Source organism: Hominisplanchenecus faecis, from assembly GCF_020687205.1.
Lineage (GTDB): Bacteria > Bacillota > Clostridia > Lachnospirales > Lachnospiraceae > Hominisplanchenecus > Hominisplanchenecus faecis.
On sequence record NZ_JAJEQE010000055.1, the window covers coordinates 1 to 20637 of the forward strand.

A 20637-nucleotide genomic window follows, 5' to 3' on the forward strand; every position below is an offset into this window, starting at 1 on the left:
GACGCTTTCACGCCCTCTTTGCTTTTTTTATTCTGCTTTGCTTAAATTGTTCATGCGTTCCCTGTCCTGTTCTCTTCTGGAAGCTCTTCTGTCATATCCTCAAGGAATTTCTGCACCCAGCGTTTAATTTTTGCCGGCACCGGCAAACCGCACAAGGTCATATTTTTCAGTACACTCACGATTTCGTACAGCACAAACAAGATGCTGAAAAATTCACAGATTCCAAGTTTATGTATCCCAAGAAGTTCGATGTAATTCTGAGGAATCATAAACAATACATTGATATTCAGGATCACATCCACTGCCATCAGCAGGCACACCGACAGCAGCATGGCTGATTTGCGGATTGCACCATCGATGCCCACGCATGAATTAAACTTGTGCTCTTTGATCGCCCGGAGTACCCCAAGGATTGTGTCCAGTGTGACAGCGATCAATAAAATGCGGAAAAATGAATTGCCCGCAAGTAACATAATAATTTTGTTCATCATTTATAATCATCCTTTCTTTATCTGTTTTCTCCTGTAATTGCAAATACCGGACGGATGCCGTAGGTGCTGGTTGCTGCATCCTTGCTGGCGTCTCCATAGTAGGATACCAGTGTGAACTCTGTTGCGTTGGCATAATTCCGGATCCAATAATTACCACCGGCATACCGTGCCTGCGGACTCATCCGGAACAGGCTGAGCTGACGGTTCTCTGATGTCTGCTTGTTGCTGTTGTCAGCCAGTATGTAGCACCCATACACCATGATCTCATTCATCGGGTCAACGGATATTTCCGTCCACGCACCATCCAGCAATGCATTATGTACCAGCAGCCTTGAACGGATTTCCGGCGGCAGTGCCGATATGGTATCGTTCATTTTGGATTTCATAAGCGAATTCCGGTAGCCGCCCGATGTGGTATTGCTCCCATTCATCTGCCCTGTGGCAATGCTGGTATCCGGTACGATAACTGCGTGGTGTTTTTCCACTCTGCTCGCTTCCGGGAATCCGGTGCGGTACCAGTAGTCAAAATCAGCGATCCGGTAGTTTACACCGCCCATCGTCCAGTAATCACCGATGAACAGGTCTTCGAAACTGCCGTCTGCAATGGCTGCCGCCTGCTCAGCAGTGACTGTATCACCCAGATATTTTTCCCGGTAGATTGCGTTGTGGGCTGCAGCTCCGGGCTGTAATAAAACACCGGCTATTGTGGACATGTGCACTTTTTTACCGTTGACGGTCGCAGTGACATCCCCAGCGTATTCTGCATTGCCCTCCCAGTCCAGTGTATGGATGTTCCTCCTTTCCGCATCGCTCCCGCTGCCCACGATATGGGCGTACCTGCCTTCTGTGTCCTCCACGTTGTATTTCCCCTGGACATGCTGGTACTTGCCTGATGCGACCGTCCCAAAACCTTCTGCATGAGAACCATTTCCTTTGGCTATTGAAATAAGCCCTTCTGCATGAGAATTTTTGCCGGATGCTTCCGTCCCATAATTCTCAGCGTGTGCCATATCTGCGGTTGCTTTCGAATTATACCCCTCTACGTGGCTGTACTTTCCAGTTGCATAGGTATTATATCCTTCACTATGTGCTGCCTGAGCGGACGCTGTTGTCCCATACCCCTCAGCATGGGCATATTTATCGGATGCGGTTGTCCCTGCTCCTCCTTCTGCGTGTGCCCCCTGGCCGCTTGCAATATTATTTTCGCCCTCAGAGTGAGCGTTTTGACCAGTTGCTTGAGATTGATACCCCTCGGCATGGCTATTGTCACCATACGCCACCGTATTATTTCCTTCTGCAAAACTGTTATCACCAAATGCTTCTACATCCAACCCCAATGCCACACTCTGCATTCCAGCAAATGTTCCATCTTTTCTTCCCCAGCTAATCTCTGTATCTGCTGCCAGAAAACCACTGTCGTTCTCCAGCTCGCTCGTTTTGGTCGGGACTTTGGCATTTTTTATGCTTTCAGCGGCTTCTACCGCTTCATTTTTTGCCTGTTCTGCGGCCTCTGCACTCCCCTGTGCCGTCCTTGCTGATCCCTCAGCTAAATCCCTGGCACTCTCTGCCCTGTCAGCTGCCGTTTCAGAATTTTCTTTTGCATTCTTTGCCTGCTGCATATATTCACCTGCTGCCAGCAGTGTGTGGTGGAACAGGTCAATATCTTCCGGAACTTCAAATCCTTCTGGTTTCATTCGTCTGTTCACATGCATGATCGCAACATTTACTGTTCTGCCTTCTTCTGAACTGACCAGATAGATATACAGTTTGATAATTCCCCTGCTTGTCAGTGCTTCATTCGGTATGTCAATAATCAGTGCATCTTCCTGCTTATACCCTGTTACTGTTTTTGTCTCGGTCAGGTTATCATACTGGAAATGCACTTCGCAGACATCCGGCAATTCGATGCCCGTGACCTGAATCTTCTGGCCGAAATCATACTGCCATAATTCATCTGTCAGCTCAATCTCTTCACCGAATCTTGAAAATACTGCTTTTAACATTATCTCACCCCTTCGATTCGTTTCACGCTTACCTTGTTTGCTGTCCATCCAGATCCAATATTGCGGACATATACACCCACTTTATTGTTTGTTGTATCCCATTTCAGCTGAACGCGTGCATTATAGGATGCTGTAAGATACAGTGTACGCACTGTCTCTGCCGCATCTTTTCTGGTCAGTGTGATCCAGCCTTTTTCACCATCGGCAATTTCCAGCCATACACGGATTTCATCATAATTCGCCAGGGAACTGATTGCTGAAGAATAGTACCAGCTTCCTGTTGCTGTTGGAGTTACTGCTGTTGTTGATAACGCTGTAGCTCTGTCGATCACACCGATCACGTACCAGTAAGATCCGGTATATACCAACTCTAACACGGTATACGATGTGATCAGCTCTGCCGAAATATTTCCGTTCCGGTAATAGATCGCTTTCGCACCTGTATTATTTACATTCAGCGTTGGATTCGCTGCAGTATTGCCATAATTGAAGCAAACACAGACTCTTGCACCTGTAACCAGACTGAAGCCTGACAGGCTGACCGTTTTTGCCGCTGTTGATGCCGAAGTATAACAGGTCGCATAATGACTGATGTCTTTTGTTCCGTCAAAAAGCATTCCTTCTATCTTTCTCCCTGTCTGCAGCTTCGTTGATGTCCCTGCATTTCCTTCCACATTCTTCTGTGGGTTTTCTTTCATATCTTTGATTTCTGCCTGGACGTTTTTCAGATTACGGTCGAACTTTATGATGATCTTATCCGTTTCGTAGGACTTCGCTTTCAGCTGTTTTGCGTAGTCCGCAAAGCTTTTATTTCGGTTTGACAGCTGTACCGTGTTCTTATGCTGCTGATCCGGATATATCGTTTTCTTTGTTACCCGATATTTTCCATTTTCTTTGACATCCACAACACTTACTGTATCTCCGACCTCGAACGCATACATTGCATATTTATTTTTGTTCTTACCGGCAAGATCAACGATTTTAACCGTCACGGTAACTGCAGTCTGTGCCATTTCTGCCAGCTTATATCTCGCTGCAGCAATAAGCTCTTCTGCCGTCTCATATGCAGTATCTTCCCAGTACTGGGCGACCACTTTCTCTGCACCTGCGGCATCAATGTATTTCTTTCCGCTGTTCACACTTTCGATAGTCAGACCATCTTTCCCGATCGGATACAGTCTTGTGCAGTAATTGTAAGTGTCACGTTTAATCTCTGTCTTCAGGAGATTGACTCCTTTCAGGAATACAACTCCTTCATCGTCCCCGATCTGTCTGGCAGCATACAGTACTTTACTCTGTGTGTCATACCGGACCTCGATTCCAAAAATCTCACGCACTTGATCAATGATCGCTTTTGCCGTGGTATTTTCATCTTCGATCGTCAATTCGGTATTATCATCCAACTGACACCGGAGCTTCCAGCCGGTATCTTTCAGTGCTTCCTCTAAATGTGCTTCTGCGGTCGCTTTCTTTTCATATGTCGAAAACAGCTTTCCTTCCAGATCTTCCAGATTCAGGATTGCTTTCACATCACGATATCCATTTTTAACCGGTGAAATTTCCTTGACAATATACTCCTGATGCTCCACTACTACATAACTTTCACATGTGATGGGATACACCTGATCAGGAACAGAAAACGCTACCGATGCATCTGCACTGTCCAGTATCGTTTCAATCTTGAAATCCTTTCGCTGTGTGATGTAATATTCTTTTGTTCTGGAAGCAGAAATAATTTTGATAATTGTTTTTGTATCCATGGCTCTCCTTCCTAGATATAACGTTCCTCATACTCTATGGTTACTGTTGTATCTGCACTTCCTCCTGACTGTTTGCATGCAAAATACATACCTCCCGGTTTGATTCGTGGAATATCAAAGATTTCTATCTTTTGCAGTCCTCCGGCTGTTGTCTTTTCTTCGTTCACCATCTTTTCCTCCGTTTTCCCATTTGATGCATCAAACATCAGGCGTTCCGTTTTTCCCTCAAACAAAAAGCTTCCAACCGGCACAGAATTGGATGTTCCCGTGATCTCATCATCTATGTAATACAGATAAATGGTATTCTTTGGTTCATACTGCCTGTTCTGGTTCACTGTGATCTTCAGTGGTGCATAGACCGTCCCATTATTCTCCAGCCACAGGTTCTGTCCCGGTTTTATCGTAACGGTTCTATGCTCACCAAATTCATAGCCTATCAATTCCAGAACTGCCTTATGGAAACGTTTGATGCTGCTCTCTACCTGCTGGGCATTTGTAAGAACCACTTTATATTTATGGTTAAAGCCTTCCAGTTCCAAGACTGCAGGTTTTGCAAGTTCTGCGATAATCTTTTCGCATTTTTCCCAGATCAGACCACGACCGCTCCCTTTTGCAAGCATGGACAATTTGATCTTTTTCATGCCAAATTCACTTTCCAGCAGAATTGGCACCGGACAGCCAGGTTCCCAGCTGCTTTCATTCGTAACCTCTCCATAACTCATTTCAACGTTCCACTGTTCCAGATCATATTCCTCTGCTACTGTTTTCCCATTGATCTTCATGTTCTCCTCCTACCTTGTATTGAATGCAATGTTTGCAAGTTCTGATCCGATTCGATCCGCAAGCCTGCCTGCCAGCAAGTCACCGTCCAGATAGATCCCCATGTTTTTTATGCTTTTTACCTCTTTTTGTATTTCAGCAAGTGCCCGTTCTGTATTTTTCAGTATCTCACTGTCTATGGATTTTGCTTTTGCAACGTTGTTTGACCGTAATGTATGTACGGATGCAGAAGAGGTATTTAAATTCATATTCTTTGCTGTAGCTTTGATAAGGTTTTGTAATTGTTCCGCGGTATTTTTAATTCCGAGATATTCTGCTGCTTTTGCTGTGCCGGATTTTGCTTTTTCGAAAGCTGCTGAAACCGCAGGGGTTGATGCCTTCGTATTTTTTTTCGTTTTCGGCGATGAGCTGCTACTTTTCGCAAAGGTAGCTTCCAGGCGTGTTAATTCGGTATCTGTGTCTTTTGCCGCTACTGCATCCGTAATCCCTTTGATCAGTCCGGCAACTGCATTGACGCCGCCTTTGTATGCTTTTGAAGCCAGTTTCTCCAGATTATCATCCATATCGGCAGAAAGTTTTTTACAGGCTTCCATATAGTCCGTCTTATACTTTTCCAGTTCTTTCGCGGCTGTTTCACGTGCTGCCTCCAGTTTTTTCTCTGTTTCTTGTTTCAGGCTTTCTGTCTCACGTGCTGCCTGTTCCTCTGCAATCCGGTTCTTTTCTGCGTATGCCTTTTGTGCCTGTTTCAGCTGCTCTTCCGTCATACGGTTCAAAGCTACGATGGTTGCCGTGGCATCCGGTCCCATCTCCCTAAGTTCTGTCAGAAAATCATCTCCAAGGATGCTCTTGCCTTCCAGCTCCGCCAGCTGATCCACCCACATCTGATAGCCTTTTACCTGGGATTGAAGATTAAAAAGAAGCGTATCCGGTCCATCTGATTCACTTACAAACTCATCAAACAGTCCAAATGCATCCTTGATTGCTTTTTTACGTTCCGTAAGCGTCTCATCATATTTCTTCTGTATTTCCTTCAGGTCTTCTTCCAGCTTTTCATTTGTTTCCTTGCACTTATCCTTGTAATCATCTTCCAGTTCCTTGAGCTTATCGGTGTAGTCCGCTTTGGCTTCATAATATTTCTTATCTGCTTCTAGGCGTTGGTCTGTACCTTCTTCATATTTTTTTCTGGCAGCATCCCAGTACTGCATCTCTGCCTTTGATGATACACCATAGTATACTTTATAAGCATCCAGAGCCGACTCCTGTGCACTCAGGCCTTCTGAAATACGCTGCTGCTTTAATGCTTTTTTCTCTTCTTTTACAAGCTTTTTCATGGCAGCATAGTATTTTTTTCCTTTCTTTTTTGACCTCTTCAGGATTTTGTCCCAGTACCAGTTAATATCCGCAAGTGTCGTGTTCATGGAATTGGCGTTGTTTTTCTGCAGATCGTTTAAATGATCCCTGGCAGATTCAAAAACTTCCCTGGCAAATTCTTTGGCTTCCTTTTTGGCATCCCCCGTCCCCTCTTTGATGCCCAGTGTCACACCTGCAGGTATCTCTTTTCCTACTGCTTTTCTGAATTTTTTCGATGGGGAATGAATCTCCAATGTTTCCTGTGCCGCTGTCAGGGCACTCTCCGCCATATCTACAACAGCGTCCGTTACGTCCTGTTTTCCTTTCGTAATACCCTCAGCAACACCCTGCGGCATATACAGGCCAACCTTATCCCGCCACACTCTCGAGGGGCTGTGCGAATCATTTTTCTTGTTGGCACACCTCCTGGCTTCATCCATGATCTGCTCCACTTTGTTATATACCAGCCCGGAACCGGAATTCATACCGATTGCCACACCTGACATCATATTATAGCCTACGTTCTGGAACGATCCGCTGTAACTTCCCGCAGTCGTTGTCGCCTGGCTCATAACAGATGACACTTTCTGGTTTACTTCACCGGATGCCTGCTGTGCACCGGTTCCAACCGCCTGTGTGTTTTTCTTTCCGGCTTCCTGTGATGTTTTTTCTGCCTGCTGCTGTGTACCGGCAAGCATTTCATATAACTGCTGCATCGCCTGTACTGCCGCATCGCCGCCCTGTGAAATACCTTCTTTCAGTCCTTCCGGTACTGTAATACCAGCCTGTTTTGCCAGTTTTGAAAAATATTCAAACTGTCCCTGGATGCCGCCTTTTAACTGGGCTATCGCTTCCTCCGGAGATACCGTGCCTGATTTAATGCCATCTGCGAGTCCTTCCGGAATCTGGATTCCGCATTCCCGGGCTGTCTTAATCGTCTCATTCAAAGACTCCTTCGTTCTTTCTGCCAGGTCGCTCCATCCTGCTGCCGTGGAATTTGCTGCTTCCTTTACGGATTTTTTCAGCTCTGAAAAATCTGCCTTTGTGGAACCAAGCTCACCAAGTGCCGCACGCAATGCCATTTTATTTGCTGCACCCGCCTTTGCGATTGCATCAGATTCATCCAGATAGGACATATAATCATCGGATGCCTTCTTCAGCTTTGCTTTCGCATCTTCGCTGTCCATGGAATCAGCAAGGTTTTTGACCAGGTTTGCACCTTCCAGCCCCATATCTTCGATGTACTGCATAAATTCCGGTGCGATCGTATCACCAACAACGCTTTTCAGTTTTTCCAGGTTTTCTTTATACTTCTGGATGCCTTCCAGCTGAGATTCCATATTTGTGGCCATCGTATCCACTGAAAGGTCATCGCCGCCGTCAAACACATCAAACAGGTTGATTTTTTCTTCCAGTCCCGCACGGATCTCTTCTTTTGTCTCTTTGAACTTCTCTTTTAGATTATCCAGGGCTTCTTTTGTGGTTTTGGTCGATGCTGTGACTTCCTGAGCCGTTATAACATTTTCCTTGGATGCTTTCGTATTCGCTTCTGTTTCATCGGTCAACAGTCCCATAGATTTCGCTGTCTGCTCCATCTCTTTTCCCAGCTGGTCCTGCTCATCCTGTGCATCTTTGATATAACCGTTATACTGGTCGATGTTTTTATTGCTTTCACGGATATTTTCACGGAGGAGTGCTTCTTCTGTGTTAAGTTCGCCAAGTCTTGCCCCGGCTGTACCGGTCAGGTCTTCGTTATCTGTCAGCAGTTCATTTCTCTCTTCCTCGATCTGTTTCAGCCGTTCTTCCGCTTTCGCTTTTTCTGTCATCGCAGAAGTCAGGTTCTGATTTGCCTGTGCGATCCGCCCGGCAACATCGCTCATCTGTTCGCCATACGCATCACTGATTGCACTCTGTTTCATGGAATCAATATAGCTGTCCACCGTACCTTTCAGTATGTTCAGCTTTCCGGTCTGTTCATCAAATGCAAGATTCAGTCCCGGTATCGCTTCATTCAGCTGGTCGATATATGCCATAATCTCTGTCTTACTGCTGCCAAGAGCATCCCCACTTTCTGCCAGGGCATATACTTTATCTACCATGACCTGCAGGGACTCGCTCTCTGTTACTGCACTGTTCTTTGTCTCCTCAAAGGCTTCCCGGCTTTCATCGCTCGCTTTTTTCAGATCCTTATATTCCTGTGTAAGCTGTTTTATTTTTCCAGCCTGTTCTTCACTTTCTGTCTTGATATCATCGGACGTTGCCCATAATGCAACCAGTGCAGCTGCCGCCACGCCTGCTGCTGAAGCAAAAAGCACCATCGGATTCGCATTCATCACAGCATTTAATGCCGTATTCGCAACGGTCTGTATCTTTGTCGCAACGGTCATTCCCTCCAGGGAACTGATATATGTTGCTGCAGAAAGTACTGCTGAACGGAACGCTTCGTTCTGTAGTACTTTCCATACTCCGATTGCCGTGCCAAGTCCCACAATCCCGCTTTCAATCGGCACCAGATTCTCAGAAACCATTTTCAGCCCGCTTTTTGCATACGGAAGCAGGTTCTTGATTTGATCCCCGATCTGCATCTGTATCGATCTGCTAAGCTCCGTGATCTGGCTGTTGATGTCATCATATTTTACATTTTTGATACTTTCCATCGTCCCTTTGACCGTATCAAAGGTATCTCCGACACTGGTTAAAGACTGAACAAACTTAAGGTTTGAATCTTCTCCCATCGTACCAAATGCAGTGGCCGCCATGGTAAGTGCTTCCTGCTCGTTGGTACAGTTCCGGATATCCTGCACAATCGAATCAATGACCTGTTTTTGCGTTCCGCTTCCATTTTGCCATGCAAGAAAAGCATTCTGTGTCTCTGTACCAAAGCTTGACAACGCTCCTTCGATCGTGCCATCTGCCAGGCGGTTCGTAACCTCGTTGATCGCATCGTTGACTTTATCCAGGTTGTAAGCTCCGTTCGAACTGCCGTTTTTCAGCAGCTGGAAGTATTCCGATGCAGAATACCCTGCCTGTGCAAAATTTCCGGCATACTCCGAAACATTGTCCCCCAGCTCATCCGTATAGTTCAGGCCTTCTTTTGCTCCCTTGCCGATCATGTCAAATGCTTCTACTGCCGTCAGGTTGAACTGATACATCAGACTCTTAGCACCACGGATGCTTTCGTCCATATCCATGTCGAATGTATCACGCAATGTGATTGCACTTTCTGTCACGTTCTGAAGATCCGCTTTATTCAGTTCCCCGATGTTCTGCACCATCTTCTGCATCGTCTCTGCAATATCATCGAGTCCGTCACCATAATTGTTCGAATAGACATCTTTCAGTGTCTCCTTGTAATCCTGCAAAGCTTTTCCGGCAAGGTTCGTGCTGGCTTCGATCTGGTTTTCTGCCTTTTGCAGCTCCGTGGCACTTTCATATGCTCCGGAACCGATTTCTGAAAGAACATCCTGAATCGTCTCCGCAACCTTGACCGTAAAATTCGCCCGGACCATATCACCAAAAGTGTCCGTTGCTTCTTCTGCCTGCTGCATGGCATTACCAAACCGGTCAATACTCTGTGCACAGTGATCCGTTGCTTCCTGTGCTTCCTGAAGATATGCGGCATTCCTGTTGACCGCAGAAGTCGCCTTGATCACCTGTGCTTCTGCCGTGTTCAGTTTCGTCTGCCATTCCTGAACTTTATTTCCGGCTTTGTCATATTGTTCATTGCCTTTGCTGATCCCGGCTTCCAGCTCCGCCACAACACGTTCCTGCTTTTTTGCCTCATCTGATGTCTCGCCGTAAATCTTCTTTACTTCCTCCAGCTTTTCCCTTTCCTGGTCAAACTGCTGAAGTGTTTTTTCCAGCGTCTCTCCGAGACGTTCCCTCTGAGCTTTCGCATTTTCCAGTGCCGTCTTTGTCGCTTCTGATTTTTTCTTATGCTCATCCAGCAACCGGTTCAGCACTTCCTGCTTTCTACTCAGGGCTTCCATGCTGTTCGCATTTCCCTCGTACTGTGCACTGACAAGCTTCAGTTCCGAGTCCAGTGTCCGGATGGACTTATTGATCCCCGTCACTGCATCGCGGAACTCCTTATCATTTTCGAGCTTGATACTTGCACCAATGTCAAATGTTTTTCCGTCTGCCATTTTGTTTCCTCCACGCAAAAAGCATCCGATCATTTTCGGATGCTTTTTACTTACACACTATATATTTGATTCTTATTTCCTTTTTCTTCTCATAATTCTAAATAATGGGAAGATCAGGACAATATACAAAGCGACCATAACCAGCAGAAACATAAATCCCATAGAAACCAAAAGTGCTATCCCGGATACGATCATTGCCACCACAAAGCCAACCAGCCGGTTTTCTGTGCCGATCTGTTTTAACTTCTGATCATCCATATCCGGATGGTCGATCTTCTGATTTACCGTGTTCCAGTCTGCCAGCTTCTGAAAAAAGTACATTGGCAGAAAAATAATCGCTGCTGCCAGAACCAGTCTCCCGATATCAAGATCCATATTACATTCCCCTTCCTTTTCTCCTGTGTCGGATATCGCCTTACTTTTATATAGATTATACGGTTTCATATATACAAAAGTCAAGCGGTATCGGAAAGACCGACCAGGTTTTCACTCAGAAAACCTGGTCTACGGTCAGTTCCCGCTCCTTTAAACCGTTCGCCTCCAGATATTCGTCGTAGATCAGGAAGAACTTGCGGAGCGTCATGTCAAACACTTCCCGTTGGGAAAAATTCAGCAACTTGCATCCGATATATAAAAGGCGGGCGACATTTATCCTGTCTGCCCGCTCGTCACGTTTGGGGATTCGAATTCATCTGGCTCCGGAAGTGAAAGCCCATATGCCCTGAATACTGCAAGCAGTATTTCCGAAATGTCTTCCTGTGTGATCAGCCATCCGACTTCCTGCTCCGTATAATGTTTCAGTTCATAGCCTTCCCTTTTCTTCCGGTCTGCCTCATCATTCAACAGGATCGTGACCACTGTACGCAGTACTTTTACCGCCTCACGCTTATCTGTCAGCATTCCTACTACTTCATCCAGTGTCATATCATAATGATCCTGAATCTCTGCGATCGTATTGATGTTCAGGAGGAGATGTCTTTCCTCCAATCCAATCACCAGCAATTCCCCTTTTGGATTCATATCACTCATAATTATGCCCCTATTCCGGCTTTCTTGTTCAGCCATTCTACCGCTTTTGATTCCTCTGTAAATTCTGCCTGCTCTTTCCAAGTTCCGTCACTCATCTGAAATACCGTTCCCTCAATGGTCGGTGTCTGGAACGTCACCGTCTCTCCTTTGGTATCTGTTTCATCGTTCGGCTCAGAAAACTGTGTTTTTTTCAGCCATTTTGCAAGGAACGAGTCTTTGTTGTTCCGTCTTACGCGTCCATAGAATCCGACACCATGATACGGTGCAATATCATCCGCTGATGCAACAACGGTCTCCGGCTCGTTTCCCTCGCTGTTTGCTGCTTTATACTCATGACCAAGCAGATCCGCATATACTTTCTGTGTCAGGTCATCCACGTTCAGGGAAATATTGCCATCCTTAAAGCTTTTATCGGATTCGGATACTCCATCATCTGCATATAACTTTACATCATTGCTGTTTGCAGTGATATTCGCTTTGATCGCCTTCGCAACTACAAATCCTTTTGCGTATGTAGTTCCGTCTTCATTCAGTTTTGCTGCTACCAGATATTTTAATCCAATTTTTGCCATGTTTCATCCTCCATGTCTTCTGTCATATTACACGATAAGATCACGTGTATACTTCCTGCTTCTTTTTCAAACAATGTCACTGCGTCACGCACTGCAAAACCTGCTTCCAGGAGCAGGGCACGCAGTCTTCTCTTCATACCCCGGAAATCATAACCTTCCGGGGCGAACAGATGAACCTGCCACCAGATTGACACCGCCTGCGGCCTGTCATCTGCATGGGCGATGCTGCGTTCATCTTCTTCGTTGTACACCAGGTACACTTCTTTGCTTCCCCGGTATTCCTGGTACTTTGCCGGAAGTCCGGTCTGCTCCAGGGTTTTCTTTAACAGCTCATCTGACTTCACAGGCTCATCTCCCTCGTAAATACTTCCTGCATTTTCCGAATCACATCCGGTCTTGCATTTAACACAGCTGTTGTCAGAACCGGAGTCGCCGGTCTTCCCCGGACACCATATTCCAGGTAAACCAATTTTTCCATATTTCGGATATTTCTTCCGGATGCTTTCCCTGTCGGCCGGACAACCACACGATAACCATCTGCACTTTTCGTTACTTTTGTTGGTTTAATGGACGCTGCCATCTCACCGGTATCTCTGTGCTTTTCTGCCTGGCTGACAACTTCCTCCTGAAGGATCGGCACCGCTTCTTCCAGCATTTTTGGTGCGACCTCATCCGTCCTTCCAAGCCGGTCAAGCTGCATCATAAGGTCATCAAATCCATGTAACTCAAACTGTGCCATATCATCTTCCTCTCTGCCGGATCTTCTGCATGGATATATCCATAGACTTCGGTCTGCAATCTGCAATCGTCTGCACCTGCAGGATCTTATACGTCTGCCCTGCTATAACGGCATAATGTCCTGTGGTGATATCTTCCCGGAATGGTACACGGATCAGGCGGTCAATCTGCATTTTTGCCGTCATTGCTTCATAAATACCGCCTGACACCGACCGTGCGTTCCTGATAACGGAGTCGCTCCACTTCTTTTTCTGGTCTGCCATCTTCATCTATTTCATGAAAATGGCAGATTCCGTCATTATAGGTCTGGAAATCACTCTTGTCGTTCTGCATACTCACCTGTCTGCACCCCGATTCTCAGCATGATCAATTCCGCTCTGAAATTCTGTTCAAACAGCTCCAGTGCATTATTCCTTGCATACCTGCAGTAATCTAGGAGCAGGGATTTTGCCGCAGAATCTGTATCATAATCCTGCGGCGTTCCGGCTACCCTGTCCAGATAGTCTGCACCACGCCTGATAATGCCAAGGAGCTTTACATCGGTATCATTGTCTTCATACGTGATATCAAGATAATTCCTGGTATCCTGCAACATTTTCTCGACCTTCATAAATTACGCTTTCGCCTTTGTGTTCACCGGATTGTCCACCGTGTTTGTGATCTCCACTTTCATCGGTGCCGGCTGCAGGTTCGATACATCCATATACTGGAATGCATTGTTATCTTTCGGACGGCCCATTCCGTAAAGTTTTGTGATGTATACACGGTTATCTTCCAGGAACTGGTATTCGTCAGAATACTCGATCATGCCGGAATCACCTGCTGCAACACCCATAAAATACTTTTTGGCAATACCCATAATGGCTTCCCCTTCATCCAGTGCGGCAGACTGTACTACTTTGGTCGGATATGGGAAGATGTTGTTCTTATAGGTTCCGTCTGTGGCACGTACTGTAGAAGACGGAACCACACGCTGGATGTAATCTACCGGATTGACCACCAGCATGACTTCCGGAACGGTACGGTAACCGCCAACGCTGTCCGGCTTCTTTGCCAGCGGTGCTACCGCTGCACAATATTCTTTCGGTTCCAGCGTTTTCAATGACACCTTTGCTTTATCTGCGTACACGCCCTGCGTCACCGCACCGTCCAGGTTTTTGCACATGCCGATCGGCTGGTCTTTTCCTGTCCCTTTCAGGATGCCTTTTTCCAGACCGGCTGAAGATGCTTCTGAAAGAATGATCCTCACATAATTATCCAGCCACTCCGGTCCAAGTCCACGGACGAACATATCTTTTGGCACCGGGATAAATGCGGTCAGCTTTGCCAGTGTCATGTTCAGCAGGTCAATCTTTCCTGCAAGTTCTGTGCTGATCGCAGAATTTAACGCTCCCCAGGTTGCGAGGTCGATATTGTCTGCATTAATGATCATCTTCACTGCTCCCTGGCAGTTGATAAAGTCAATCTCTGACAGCAGTTCATGGGATTCACGCATATCATCGATCACTTCATCAATGATCGTTTCCGGCATTGCTTTGTTAATGTCGATCAATGCTTGCTTTGGATTTGCAGATTTTGCCGCATCAATCCATGCCTGGTAAAATGTTTTCTCTTCCCCTGTCAGCTGTCTAATTCCGCGTGATGCAAGGATCGTAGCATCCTTGCTCTGACGCAGGTCTCCGTATTCTTCCATGATACGTTCCTGTACACCTGTCGCAAACACCGCAAAGGCTTCTGCCATCGCATCCTCATCGTCTTCCTTTAGTGCCTGGGAAAGTGCCTGCATCAGTTCTTTGTTTTCTTCTTTCAACAGATCTTTGTTTTTCATCCTATTCCTCCTTGTTAAATGCATCAAAAAAAGCACTCAGCATTTTGAGTACTTTCTGTTCTTTGCCCTGTTCTGTTCCCGGTGTTCCTTCTGGATTTCCCGGAAATGGCTCTTTCTTTTTCGCCGGCGAAAACTGTTTCATCTCCTCACGGAAGCTTTTCATCGCCGACAGTTCCTGCCGCAGGTGCCGGATTTCTTCTGCTGCCTGCTGGTTTAATTTATTCTGGTCTGCCTGATACTCTGCGATCTCATCACAGAAACCATATTCCAGGCACTGCTGCGGTGTCAGGAATGTTTCATTGTCCATCATCTCGGTCAGCTGTTCTTCTGTCAGGTTCTTAGCTCGTTCCATGTAGATCTTGCGGTTGGATTCCATCAGAACATCCAGATCATCTGCACATTTCCGCAGCGTCTGTGCATCGCCGTATACGTACATCGCCATATTGTGGATCAGCATCGATGTGCCAAGCCCCATAACGATCTTGTCACATGCCATGCAGATAACGCTTGCGATTGAATACGCAAATCCATCTACATAGCAGACCTTTTCTGCGTTGTGCTGTTTCAGCAGATTGTAGATCGCAATCCCTTCTTTCACACTTCCGCCATTGCTGTTGACATGAAGCTCAATCGTAGACGTTTCCGGAATCGCCGCCAGCTGCTCCCGGAAATAATTGGCACTGGTTTCGCTTTCATCATATTCCAAGGTTTTCCAGTTGAAATTTCCATAAGCCGTCACATCATCGTAAATATAGAGCTTGACCACTCCCTGCCCCGCCATCTGTTCAAAACGGTACTTTGTCTTCTTTCTCACCCTGTGTCACCCCCTTTCACATCCGAAACCTCGGATAATTCCGTATAATTTTTCGTAATAAAGTGCATCTGGCTTTCCTCCGTTCCCAGTTCTGCATCACCAAGTTTCTGACGTAGTTCATCAACGCAGTACATACCGCTTGCGATCAGCTTGTCAATCTTCTCGGCAATGTCAAAGACATCAATATGCATAACAGCCGTAGTGTCAATCTTCAAATAGTTCCCTTTCTGGATCTCCTTCCTGCCGTACCGTTTCCGGTTGATCTCTTTCTGTATCATCTCGCACAGCGGATCAATACAGAACGTAAGAAAGTTCCTTGTGATCTTCTCCACATCCGACACATCGCCTTTCAGCAGAGACACCGGTATGGAAAACGCCCGTGCTACCGTTTCTACAATCTCATCAAGAATATCTGTGATATCTTTAACCTCCGAAGTAGATTTTTTACTCTGTTCTGCTGCCTGTTTTGTATAATTAAACCCGTCAAACAACGGAAGAACTGCACTCCTGCTGTTGAAAAATATCTTAAAACGGTTGTTCATCAGGTCTTCAAAGACTTCTTCAAAGCTCCGTTCTCCATACTTTTTACCACTTGCGATCGCATCGATCTTCAATGTTCCTTTCTCTCCGCCTGCTTTTTCGTATTTATCCACCGCTTCATTCAACAGTTCATCATATCCCGCACACAGATTTGACAGAAGGCTTCGGATATTTTTGTTGCTCAGGCGGAAATACAGCACTTCGGACATTCGGAATGTCCTATCGAACGTCAGTCCTTTCCGGTACACATGGCTGAATACAGTTTCTTTTAATGCATATTCTTCTTTCACAAACCCTTCTGCAATCATAAGCTGCCCCTTGGACTCTATCACCAGACACTCGTTGTTATATAACAGCTTCGCCACCAGCTCCTGCAGGAACTGACTTGCATTCTGGTTCAGATTCGGTTCAAAATTCCATGCATAATATTCTTCCCCACTGTTTTCTTTTCCTCCGGAATAGGTTTTGAATTCACACTTCGAAATACAGTTTGCGATCAGATTGATTGCCGCATGGATTGTAAACTCTTCCATGACAAGCTTCGCCATCTTCTCCTGATCCACGTATTTCTGAAGCGTTTCCGTAGAAACTTCAACGCTTTTTCCTCCAAGCGTTTTACCTTTCAGCCAGCTCCAGAACCCCATTTTTTCACCTCCTCTCAATAGGTGTATACGCCAAAGTCAATCTCTTTATAGTCAATTTCTTCCGGTATTTCATCCAAGATCACGATCGTGTTGACAAATGCCATAAAGCCATCCGTCTTCCGGTAATTCGGCTCAATCTTTCCATACGTGATATTGCCGTTGCTGTCCATCTGCTTTTTCGTGTTGTTGGTATACCACCGCATGATCGGCGTATCTCCAAACACGATGTTATGGTTGATAAACAAAGAATTGATGATCGGTGCTGCCTGCATGATATGGCTCGGCCGTACCAGCAGGATATTCTTCCGTTCAAACGCATCAAACCCAATCTTCTTAAATTCGGAATTGAGCAGTGAGTAACGGAAGTTATCGATCGCAATCTTCAGGATGTTATACGTCTGTCCCATTTTCTCAAACCATCCGGTCACCCGATGCGGCGGAATCTCCACATCGTCCACCATCTCTGCGTCTCCTTTTTCACACCACTCCTGAAGCGGTGCCTTAATGCCCGGAAGATCACGGGAGCTTCGGCAGATAAAGGTATGCTGGATGTAATACACCTTGCCCCTTACGTGGAATGTCAGACCACAAACCACAAAGTCGTTCGTCTTTGCATAATCCACGCCTCCGACACAGTTCCTTCCTGTCAGATCAGGTATTTCCTGGCTTGTGGCTGCCTTGATGTCTTCCCATGTGGCAACTTCCACCTCTTTATTGCCGATTGGATAGTTGCACCGCTTTGCCATATACTCTGGGTAATAATCCATGTTGTACGGCATATCAATGATTTCCTTCTGTATCGTAGTCCGAAGGCTTGGGAAATCATTCAGACTCGGAATTGCCTTGACCAGCTTATCAATCTGATTCCATTCCTCTTCTTTCTCGATACGGCACCAGAATACCAGTGTACGGTTCAGTGGATTATATTCTTTCAGGATTGCCCTGTTCTGTTCCTTCTCCTGATCCAGTACCGCTCCCCTGATGTGCCCATCCGTTGTGATCGTGATGATACGGCCGTGCCAGACTTTTCCAAGTCCGGATTTCAGCGTGTTCATGTTCTGCACATCCGTGTACTCGTGTTTCTCATCGAAAATGATACAGCCAGTACGTTTGCTGTCCTTGCCACGCTTCGAAGAAGTGTTGTAACGCAGTTCTGACTTTGTATCCTTTCCTGTAATCAGTTCCCTGGTTGCATGATAGTTCTTCTTCAGGACGCTTTTATACTTTGCTTCCACCGGATCTGTGATCACCTCGTAAACATCTTTGAATGACGTTTTCGCCTGGTCCTCGGCATTTGCCATCAAGTCAATGTTATAACCGCGTATCCCGTGATACGGCGATAGGAAGTAAAAGCACAGGAAAGAAATAAAACCATTCTTCCCGCTTCCGCGTCCTACCATTACGCGGATTTCATTGAAAACGATATCGCCGTCTGTAAAATACACTCCGACGATCAGGGCAAACAAAAAAACCTCCCATTCGATCAGACGATATGGGAAGTACTTCTGCAGGGATAATCCTTTTTCTATTTTTTCGTTATCGATAATGACATCTTCACGTTCCAGCACAGGGATTACAAGATTGTCGATCATAAGCTCCTGTTCCTGGCAATGCAGAACCTCATTGTTTTTGATCTTACGCAGATAAGGGTCAATATATGGGCTATAGCTCCTCATCGTCCTCACCGCCCGTCAGGTTCACATCCTGTGGCTTCAATCCCAGGAAGCGTAAGATGTTACGCATCTCGGATGAGATCCGGCGTTTTTCGGCTGTGGCATCCGTGTATACCTTTAGGGAACAGTTTCCGGACGATTTCAGTGCAATAAGTGTCTCATTAATCCACGATAAATCATCGTAAAATGACATATATTCATCTACCTTATCCTGTAAAAATTTTTCAGACAGCTTATTCGAAACCAGTGCATTTTTCAAGCTTTCCAGCGTTTTTCGTCTCTGTGCCGCCTCGCTCTTTTTCCTTGCCATTTTGCCTTCACCACCCAACTTTTTCAGTTTTTTCAAAATTTCTCCGGATACGAGCCCCCTCCCCGGTCACCGGTTCCCCAGAGTTTTTTCATTTTTTTCGGCCGGGGGGGGGATGTCCTGCCACCGCTCTTTCTACCATCGCTCCTCATTGATAAACCTGCGTTTCTTATGATGCTCCTCATAATGGCACCGTTCACAGATCGGTTCCAGGTTCTCATCCTCCAGTGCCAGCTCCGGATGTTCCCGCAGATACTTCTTATGGTGCACGGTTCTTGCCCTTACGACAATCCCTTTCCTTTTACACCTTTCGCACTCATAATGGTTTTCACGCAGTATCTGTGCCTGTTTCTTTCGCCAGACCGATGATGCATAGAATCTGTGTACATCATTTTCCCGGATCAACTGCGTGATCCAGTCCAGTATATTTTTTTCCATATCCATTCCTTGAACACAATCATTCAGTAACTACAGCTCTTTAACATCCATCCTCTTTTCTGCATACAAAAAGGACATCCGCTAAACGGATGCCCCTTTCGTCTTTTATCTTTTTCTATTGTCTTTGGATTCCAAGTTTTGACATTAATGCTTCCTGCAAGATCTGCGAAAAATTCACACCCTCACGGACTGCTGCCTCATTCAGCCATTCTGGAATGCTGAGTGTCTTCTTGACTGCCCTTGAGCTGTTTCGTCTGCGATACTCTGCCATGTCAAATTCTACAATGACCAGTGTACCGTCTTCTGCATCTACTTCATCAAGCGAAGATGCTTTCGGAATCTCCTCTTTTTCTGCCTCTCTGCTTGTCAATGACAATCCTAATGCATCAACTGCCATTTCGTAAGCTTCCTGCATATTGTCTCCCTGTGTCATGCACTCCGGTATATCCGGAAACGTTACCCAGAACCCACCTTCTTCTGCTGTGTGAAAAACAGCTGGATAAAATAACCTGTTCATGCACAATCCTCCTTTTCAGGTGGCAGGACTATTTCAGCCCTGCCTGTTTCAGTATTGCCTGCTCCATTCCCTTTTTCAGGTCTTTGGAGTGATAAGGAACGATTACCGTTCTTTTGGTTTCTCTGTTTGTCATTTTAACGTGCGAACCGTTTTGGCTGACAATCACGAAACCATTTTTCTGGAGAAGTTTTATCATCTCCTTTGAACTCATTGGCATGTTATTTATCTCCTTTCCTTATCATGCTTATATTATACCACGTATTTTTACGTATTGCAAGTACTTTTTACGTATTTTTACGTAAGCAAAAACGCACCTTGTTTAAAGTGCGTTTTCTGAAAGGAAAAGTATTTGATTATTCACAGCAGCGGCAACATCTGCTGCCGATCGGAAAGTCTGGGGTCGAACCAGAGTCTACGGTGCGTAACGCCGTATGTTTTTCCCTTAAACTACATTCCGTCAGCCGCCGGATGAAGCGGCGGCTTTTTTCTGAACATCAAGAGGTATGTTTCTGTCTGTTCTTGCATTCTATTTATACCATGTCTTGAGCGAACGTGAGCGAACATTTTTTAATTTTTTTCATTTTTTTCCAGATACCGGTTATGTAACATCCGGCAGCTGTCTGCCGTATATTTATTTTTCCGCTTTGGAAACCGGCTGTTCATGGTGTGTGCAACCCGAAACCATGTATAATCGTCAATATAGTACAGGCGAAAGATCATCCTGAGTTCGCTCTTTGGGATCTGATTGATGAAGTCATCCACCTGGTTCATTGCTTCCATCAGTTCCTCTTCCAGTATTTTCAGCCTTGCTATTCTCTTTTTCGTCATTGTTTTTATTTTTTCATATTCCGGAATCGGGAAGCCTGTGACGCAGATCGCTCCGATCGTCCCATCTTTTCGTGTCCCTGTCACTGTGTCTGATACCTGACACCCCTCTTTCTCCATCTCTGCAAGGTAACGCTCCCCTGCCTCAATCCTCTGCCGGAGGTCTTTCGCTTCCTGCTTCAT

21 protein-coding genes are annotated in these 20637 nt (G+C 45.8%); all 21 read right to left on the bottom strand.

Translation table 11 applies throughout. The features are described 5' to 3' along the window. Window positions 1-50: 50 nt before the first annotated feature. Window positions 51-491 (bottom strand): phage holin family protein, encoded by a 441-nt coding sequence (locus LKD42_RS12720; RefSeq protein ID WP_226911781.1) that lies wholly within the window; start codon window positions 489-491, stop codon window positions 51-53. A gap of 17 nt (window positions 492-508) precedes the next feature. Next, a complete protein-coding gene (locus LKD42_RS12725) occupies window positions 509-2494 on the bottom strand; it encodes a hypothetical protein (protein ID WP_248835926.1) in 1986 nt (661 codons plus the stop codon). Further along, a complete protein-coding gene (locus LKD42_RS12730) occupies window positions 2494-4254 on the bottom strand; it encodes a phage tail spike protein (protein WP_248835927.1) in 1761 nt (586 codons plus the stop codon). The genes LKD42_RS12725 and LKD42_RS12730 overlap by 1 nt, the downstream gene beginning before the upstream one ends. Before the next feature lie 11 nt (window positions 4255-4265). Beyond that, complete coding sequence (locus tag LKD42_RS12735) at window positions 4266-5036, bottom strand: hypothetical protein (protein WP_248835928.1); 771 nt, start codon at window positions 5034-5036, stop codon at window positions 4266-4268. Window positions 5037-5045: 9 nt separating this feature from the next. Further along, window positions 5046-10529 (bottom strand): phage tail tape measure protein, encoded by a 5484-nt coding sequence (locus LKD42_RS12740; RefSeq protein WP_248835929.1) that lies wholly within the window; start codon window positions 10527-10529, stop codon window positions 5046-5048. Window positions 10530-10601: 72 nt separating this feature from the next. Next, window positions 10602-10904: a hypothetical protein gene (locus tag LKD42_RS12745; protein ID WP_248835930.1), complete on the bottom strand. Its 303-nt coding sequence runs from the start codon at window positions 10902-10904 to the stop codon at window positions 10602-10604. 273 nt (window positions 10905-11177) lie between these two features. After that, on the bottom strand, window positions 11178-11558 hold the full coding sequence (locus LKD42_RS12750) for a hypothetical protein (RefSeq protein ID WP_248835931.1): 381 nt from the start codon (window positions 11556-11558) through the stop codon (window positions 11178-11180). A 2-nt stretch (window positions 11559-11560) separates the two neighbouring features. Beyond that, window positions 11561-12130, bottom strand: coding sequence for a major tail protein (locus LKD42_RS12755; protein WP_248835932.1), 570 nt, complete (start codon window positions 12128-12130; stop codon window positions 11561-11563). Further along, window positions 12112-12474 carry a hypothetical protein gene (locus tag LKD42_RS12760; protein ID WP_248835933.1) on the bottom strand — a complete coding sequence of 121 codons (363 nt, stop codon included), beginning with the start codon at window positions 12472-12474 and terminating at the stop codon, window positions 12112-12114. The genes LKD42_RS12755 and LKD42_RS12760 overlap by 19 nt, the downstream gene beginning before the upstream one ends. After that, a complete protein-coding gene (locus tag LKD42_RS12765; RefSeq protein ID WP_248835934.1) occupies window positions 12471-12869 on the bottom strand; it encodes an HK97-gp10 family putative phage morphogenesis protein in 399 nt (132 codons plus the stop codon). The genes LKD42_RS12760 and LKD42_RS12765 overlap by 4 nt, the downstream gene beginning before the upstream one ends. Window position 12870: 1 nt before the next feature. Then, on the bottom strand, window positions 12871-13131 hold the full coding sequence (locus LKD42_RS12770) for a hypothetical protein (protein ID WP_248835935.1): 261 nt from the start codon (window positions 13129-13131) through the stop codon (window positions 12871-12873). Window positions 13132-13181: 50 nt separating this feature from the next. Beyond that, complete coding sequence (locus LKD42_RS12775; RefSeq protein WP_248835936.1) at window positions 13182-13478, bottom strand: hypothetical protein; 297 nt, start codon at window positions 13476-13478, stop codon at window positions 13182-13184. A 3-nt stretch (window positions 13479-13481) separates the two neighbouring features. Next, window positions 13482-14696 carry a phage major capsid protein gene (locus tag LKD42_RS12780; RefSeq protein WP_248835937.1) on the bottom strand — a complete coding sequence of 405 codons (1215 nt, stop codon included), beginning with the start codon at window positions 14694-14696 and terminating at the stop codon, window positions 13482-13484. 1 nt (window position 14697) lies between these two features. Beyond that, the gene (locus LKD42_RS12785) at window positions 14698-15510 is read right to left on the bottom strand and encodes a head maturation protease, ClpP-related (RefSeq protein WP_248835938.1); all 813 of its coding nucleotides are present in this window, start codon (window positions 15508-15510) and stop codon (window positions 14698-14700) included. Beyond that, the gene (locus LKD42_RS12790) at window positions 15507-16694 is read right to left on the bottom strand and encodes a phage portal protein (protein WP_248835939.1); all 1188 of its coding nucleotides are present in this window, start codon (window positions 16692-16694) and stop codon (window positions 15507-15509) included. The genes LKD42_RS12785 and LKD42_RS12790 overlap by 4 nt, the downstream gene beginning before the upstream one ends. Before the next feature lie 14 nt (window positions 16695-16708). Beyond that, window positions 16709-18370 carry a terminase TerL endonuclease subunit gene (locus tag LKD42_RS12795; protein ID WP_248835940.1) on the bottom strand — a complete coding sequence of 554 codons (1662 nt, stop codon included), beginning with the start codon at window positions 18368-18370 and terminating at the stop codon, window positions 16709-16711. Then, window positions 18357-18713, bottom strand: coding sequence for a hypothetical protein (locus LKD42_RS12800; RefSeq protein WP_248835941.1), 357 nt, complete (start codon window positions 18711-18713; stop codon window positions 18357-18359). The genes LKD42_RS12795 and LKD42_RS12800 overlap by 14 nt, the downstream gene beginning before the upstream one ends. Window positions 18714-18809: 96 nt before the next feature. After that, window positions 18810-19112 carry an HNH endonuclease gene (locus LKD42_RS12805; RefSeq protein ID WP_248835942.1) on the bottom strand — a complete coding sequence of 101 codons (303 nt, stop codon included), beginning with the start codon at window positions 19110-19112 and terminating at the stop codon, window positions 18810-18812. A gap of 115 nt (window positions 19113-19227) precedes the next feature. After that, window positions 19228-19629 carry a type II toxin-antitoxin system HicB family antitoxin gene (locus tag LKD42_RS12810; RefSeq protein ID WP_147631449.1) on the bottom strand — a complete coding sequence of 134 codons (402 nt, stop codon included), beginning with the start codon at window positions 19627-19629 and terminating at the stop codon, window positions 19228-19230. Between the two features lie 28 nt (window positions 19630-19657). Beyond that, window positions 19658-19846 (bottom strand): type II toxin-antitoxin system HicA family toxin, encoded by a 189-nt coding sequence (locus LKD42_RS12815; RefSeq protein WP_248835943.1) that lies wholly within the window; start codon window positions 19844-19846, stop codon window positions 19658-19660. A gap of 350 nt (window positions 19847-20196) precedes the next feature. After that, window positions 20197-20637 (bottom strand): hypothetical protein (locus tag LKD42_RS12820; protein WP_248835944.1); only part of this gene is annotated, 441 nt, incomplete at its 5' end.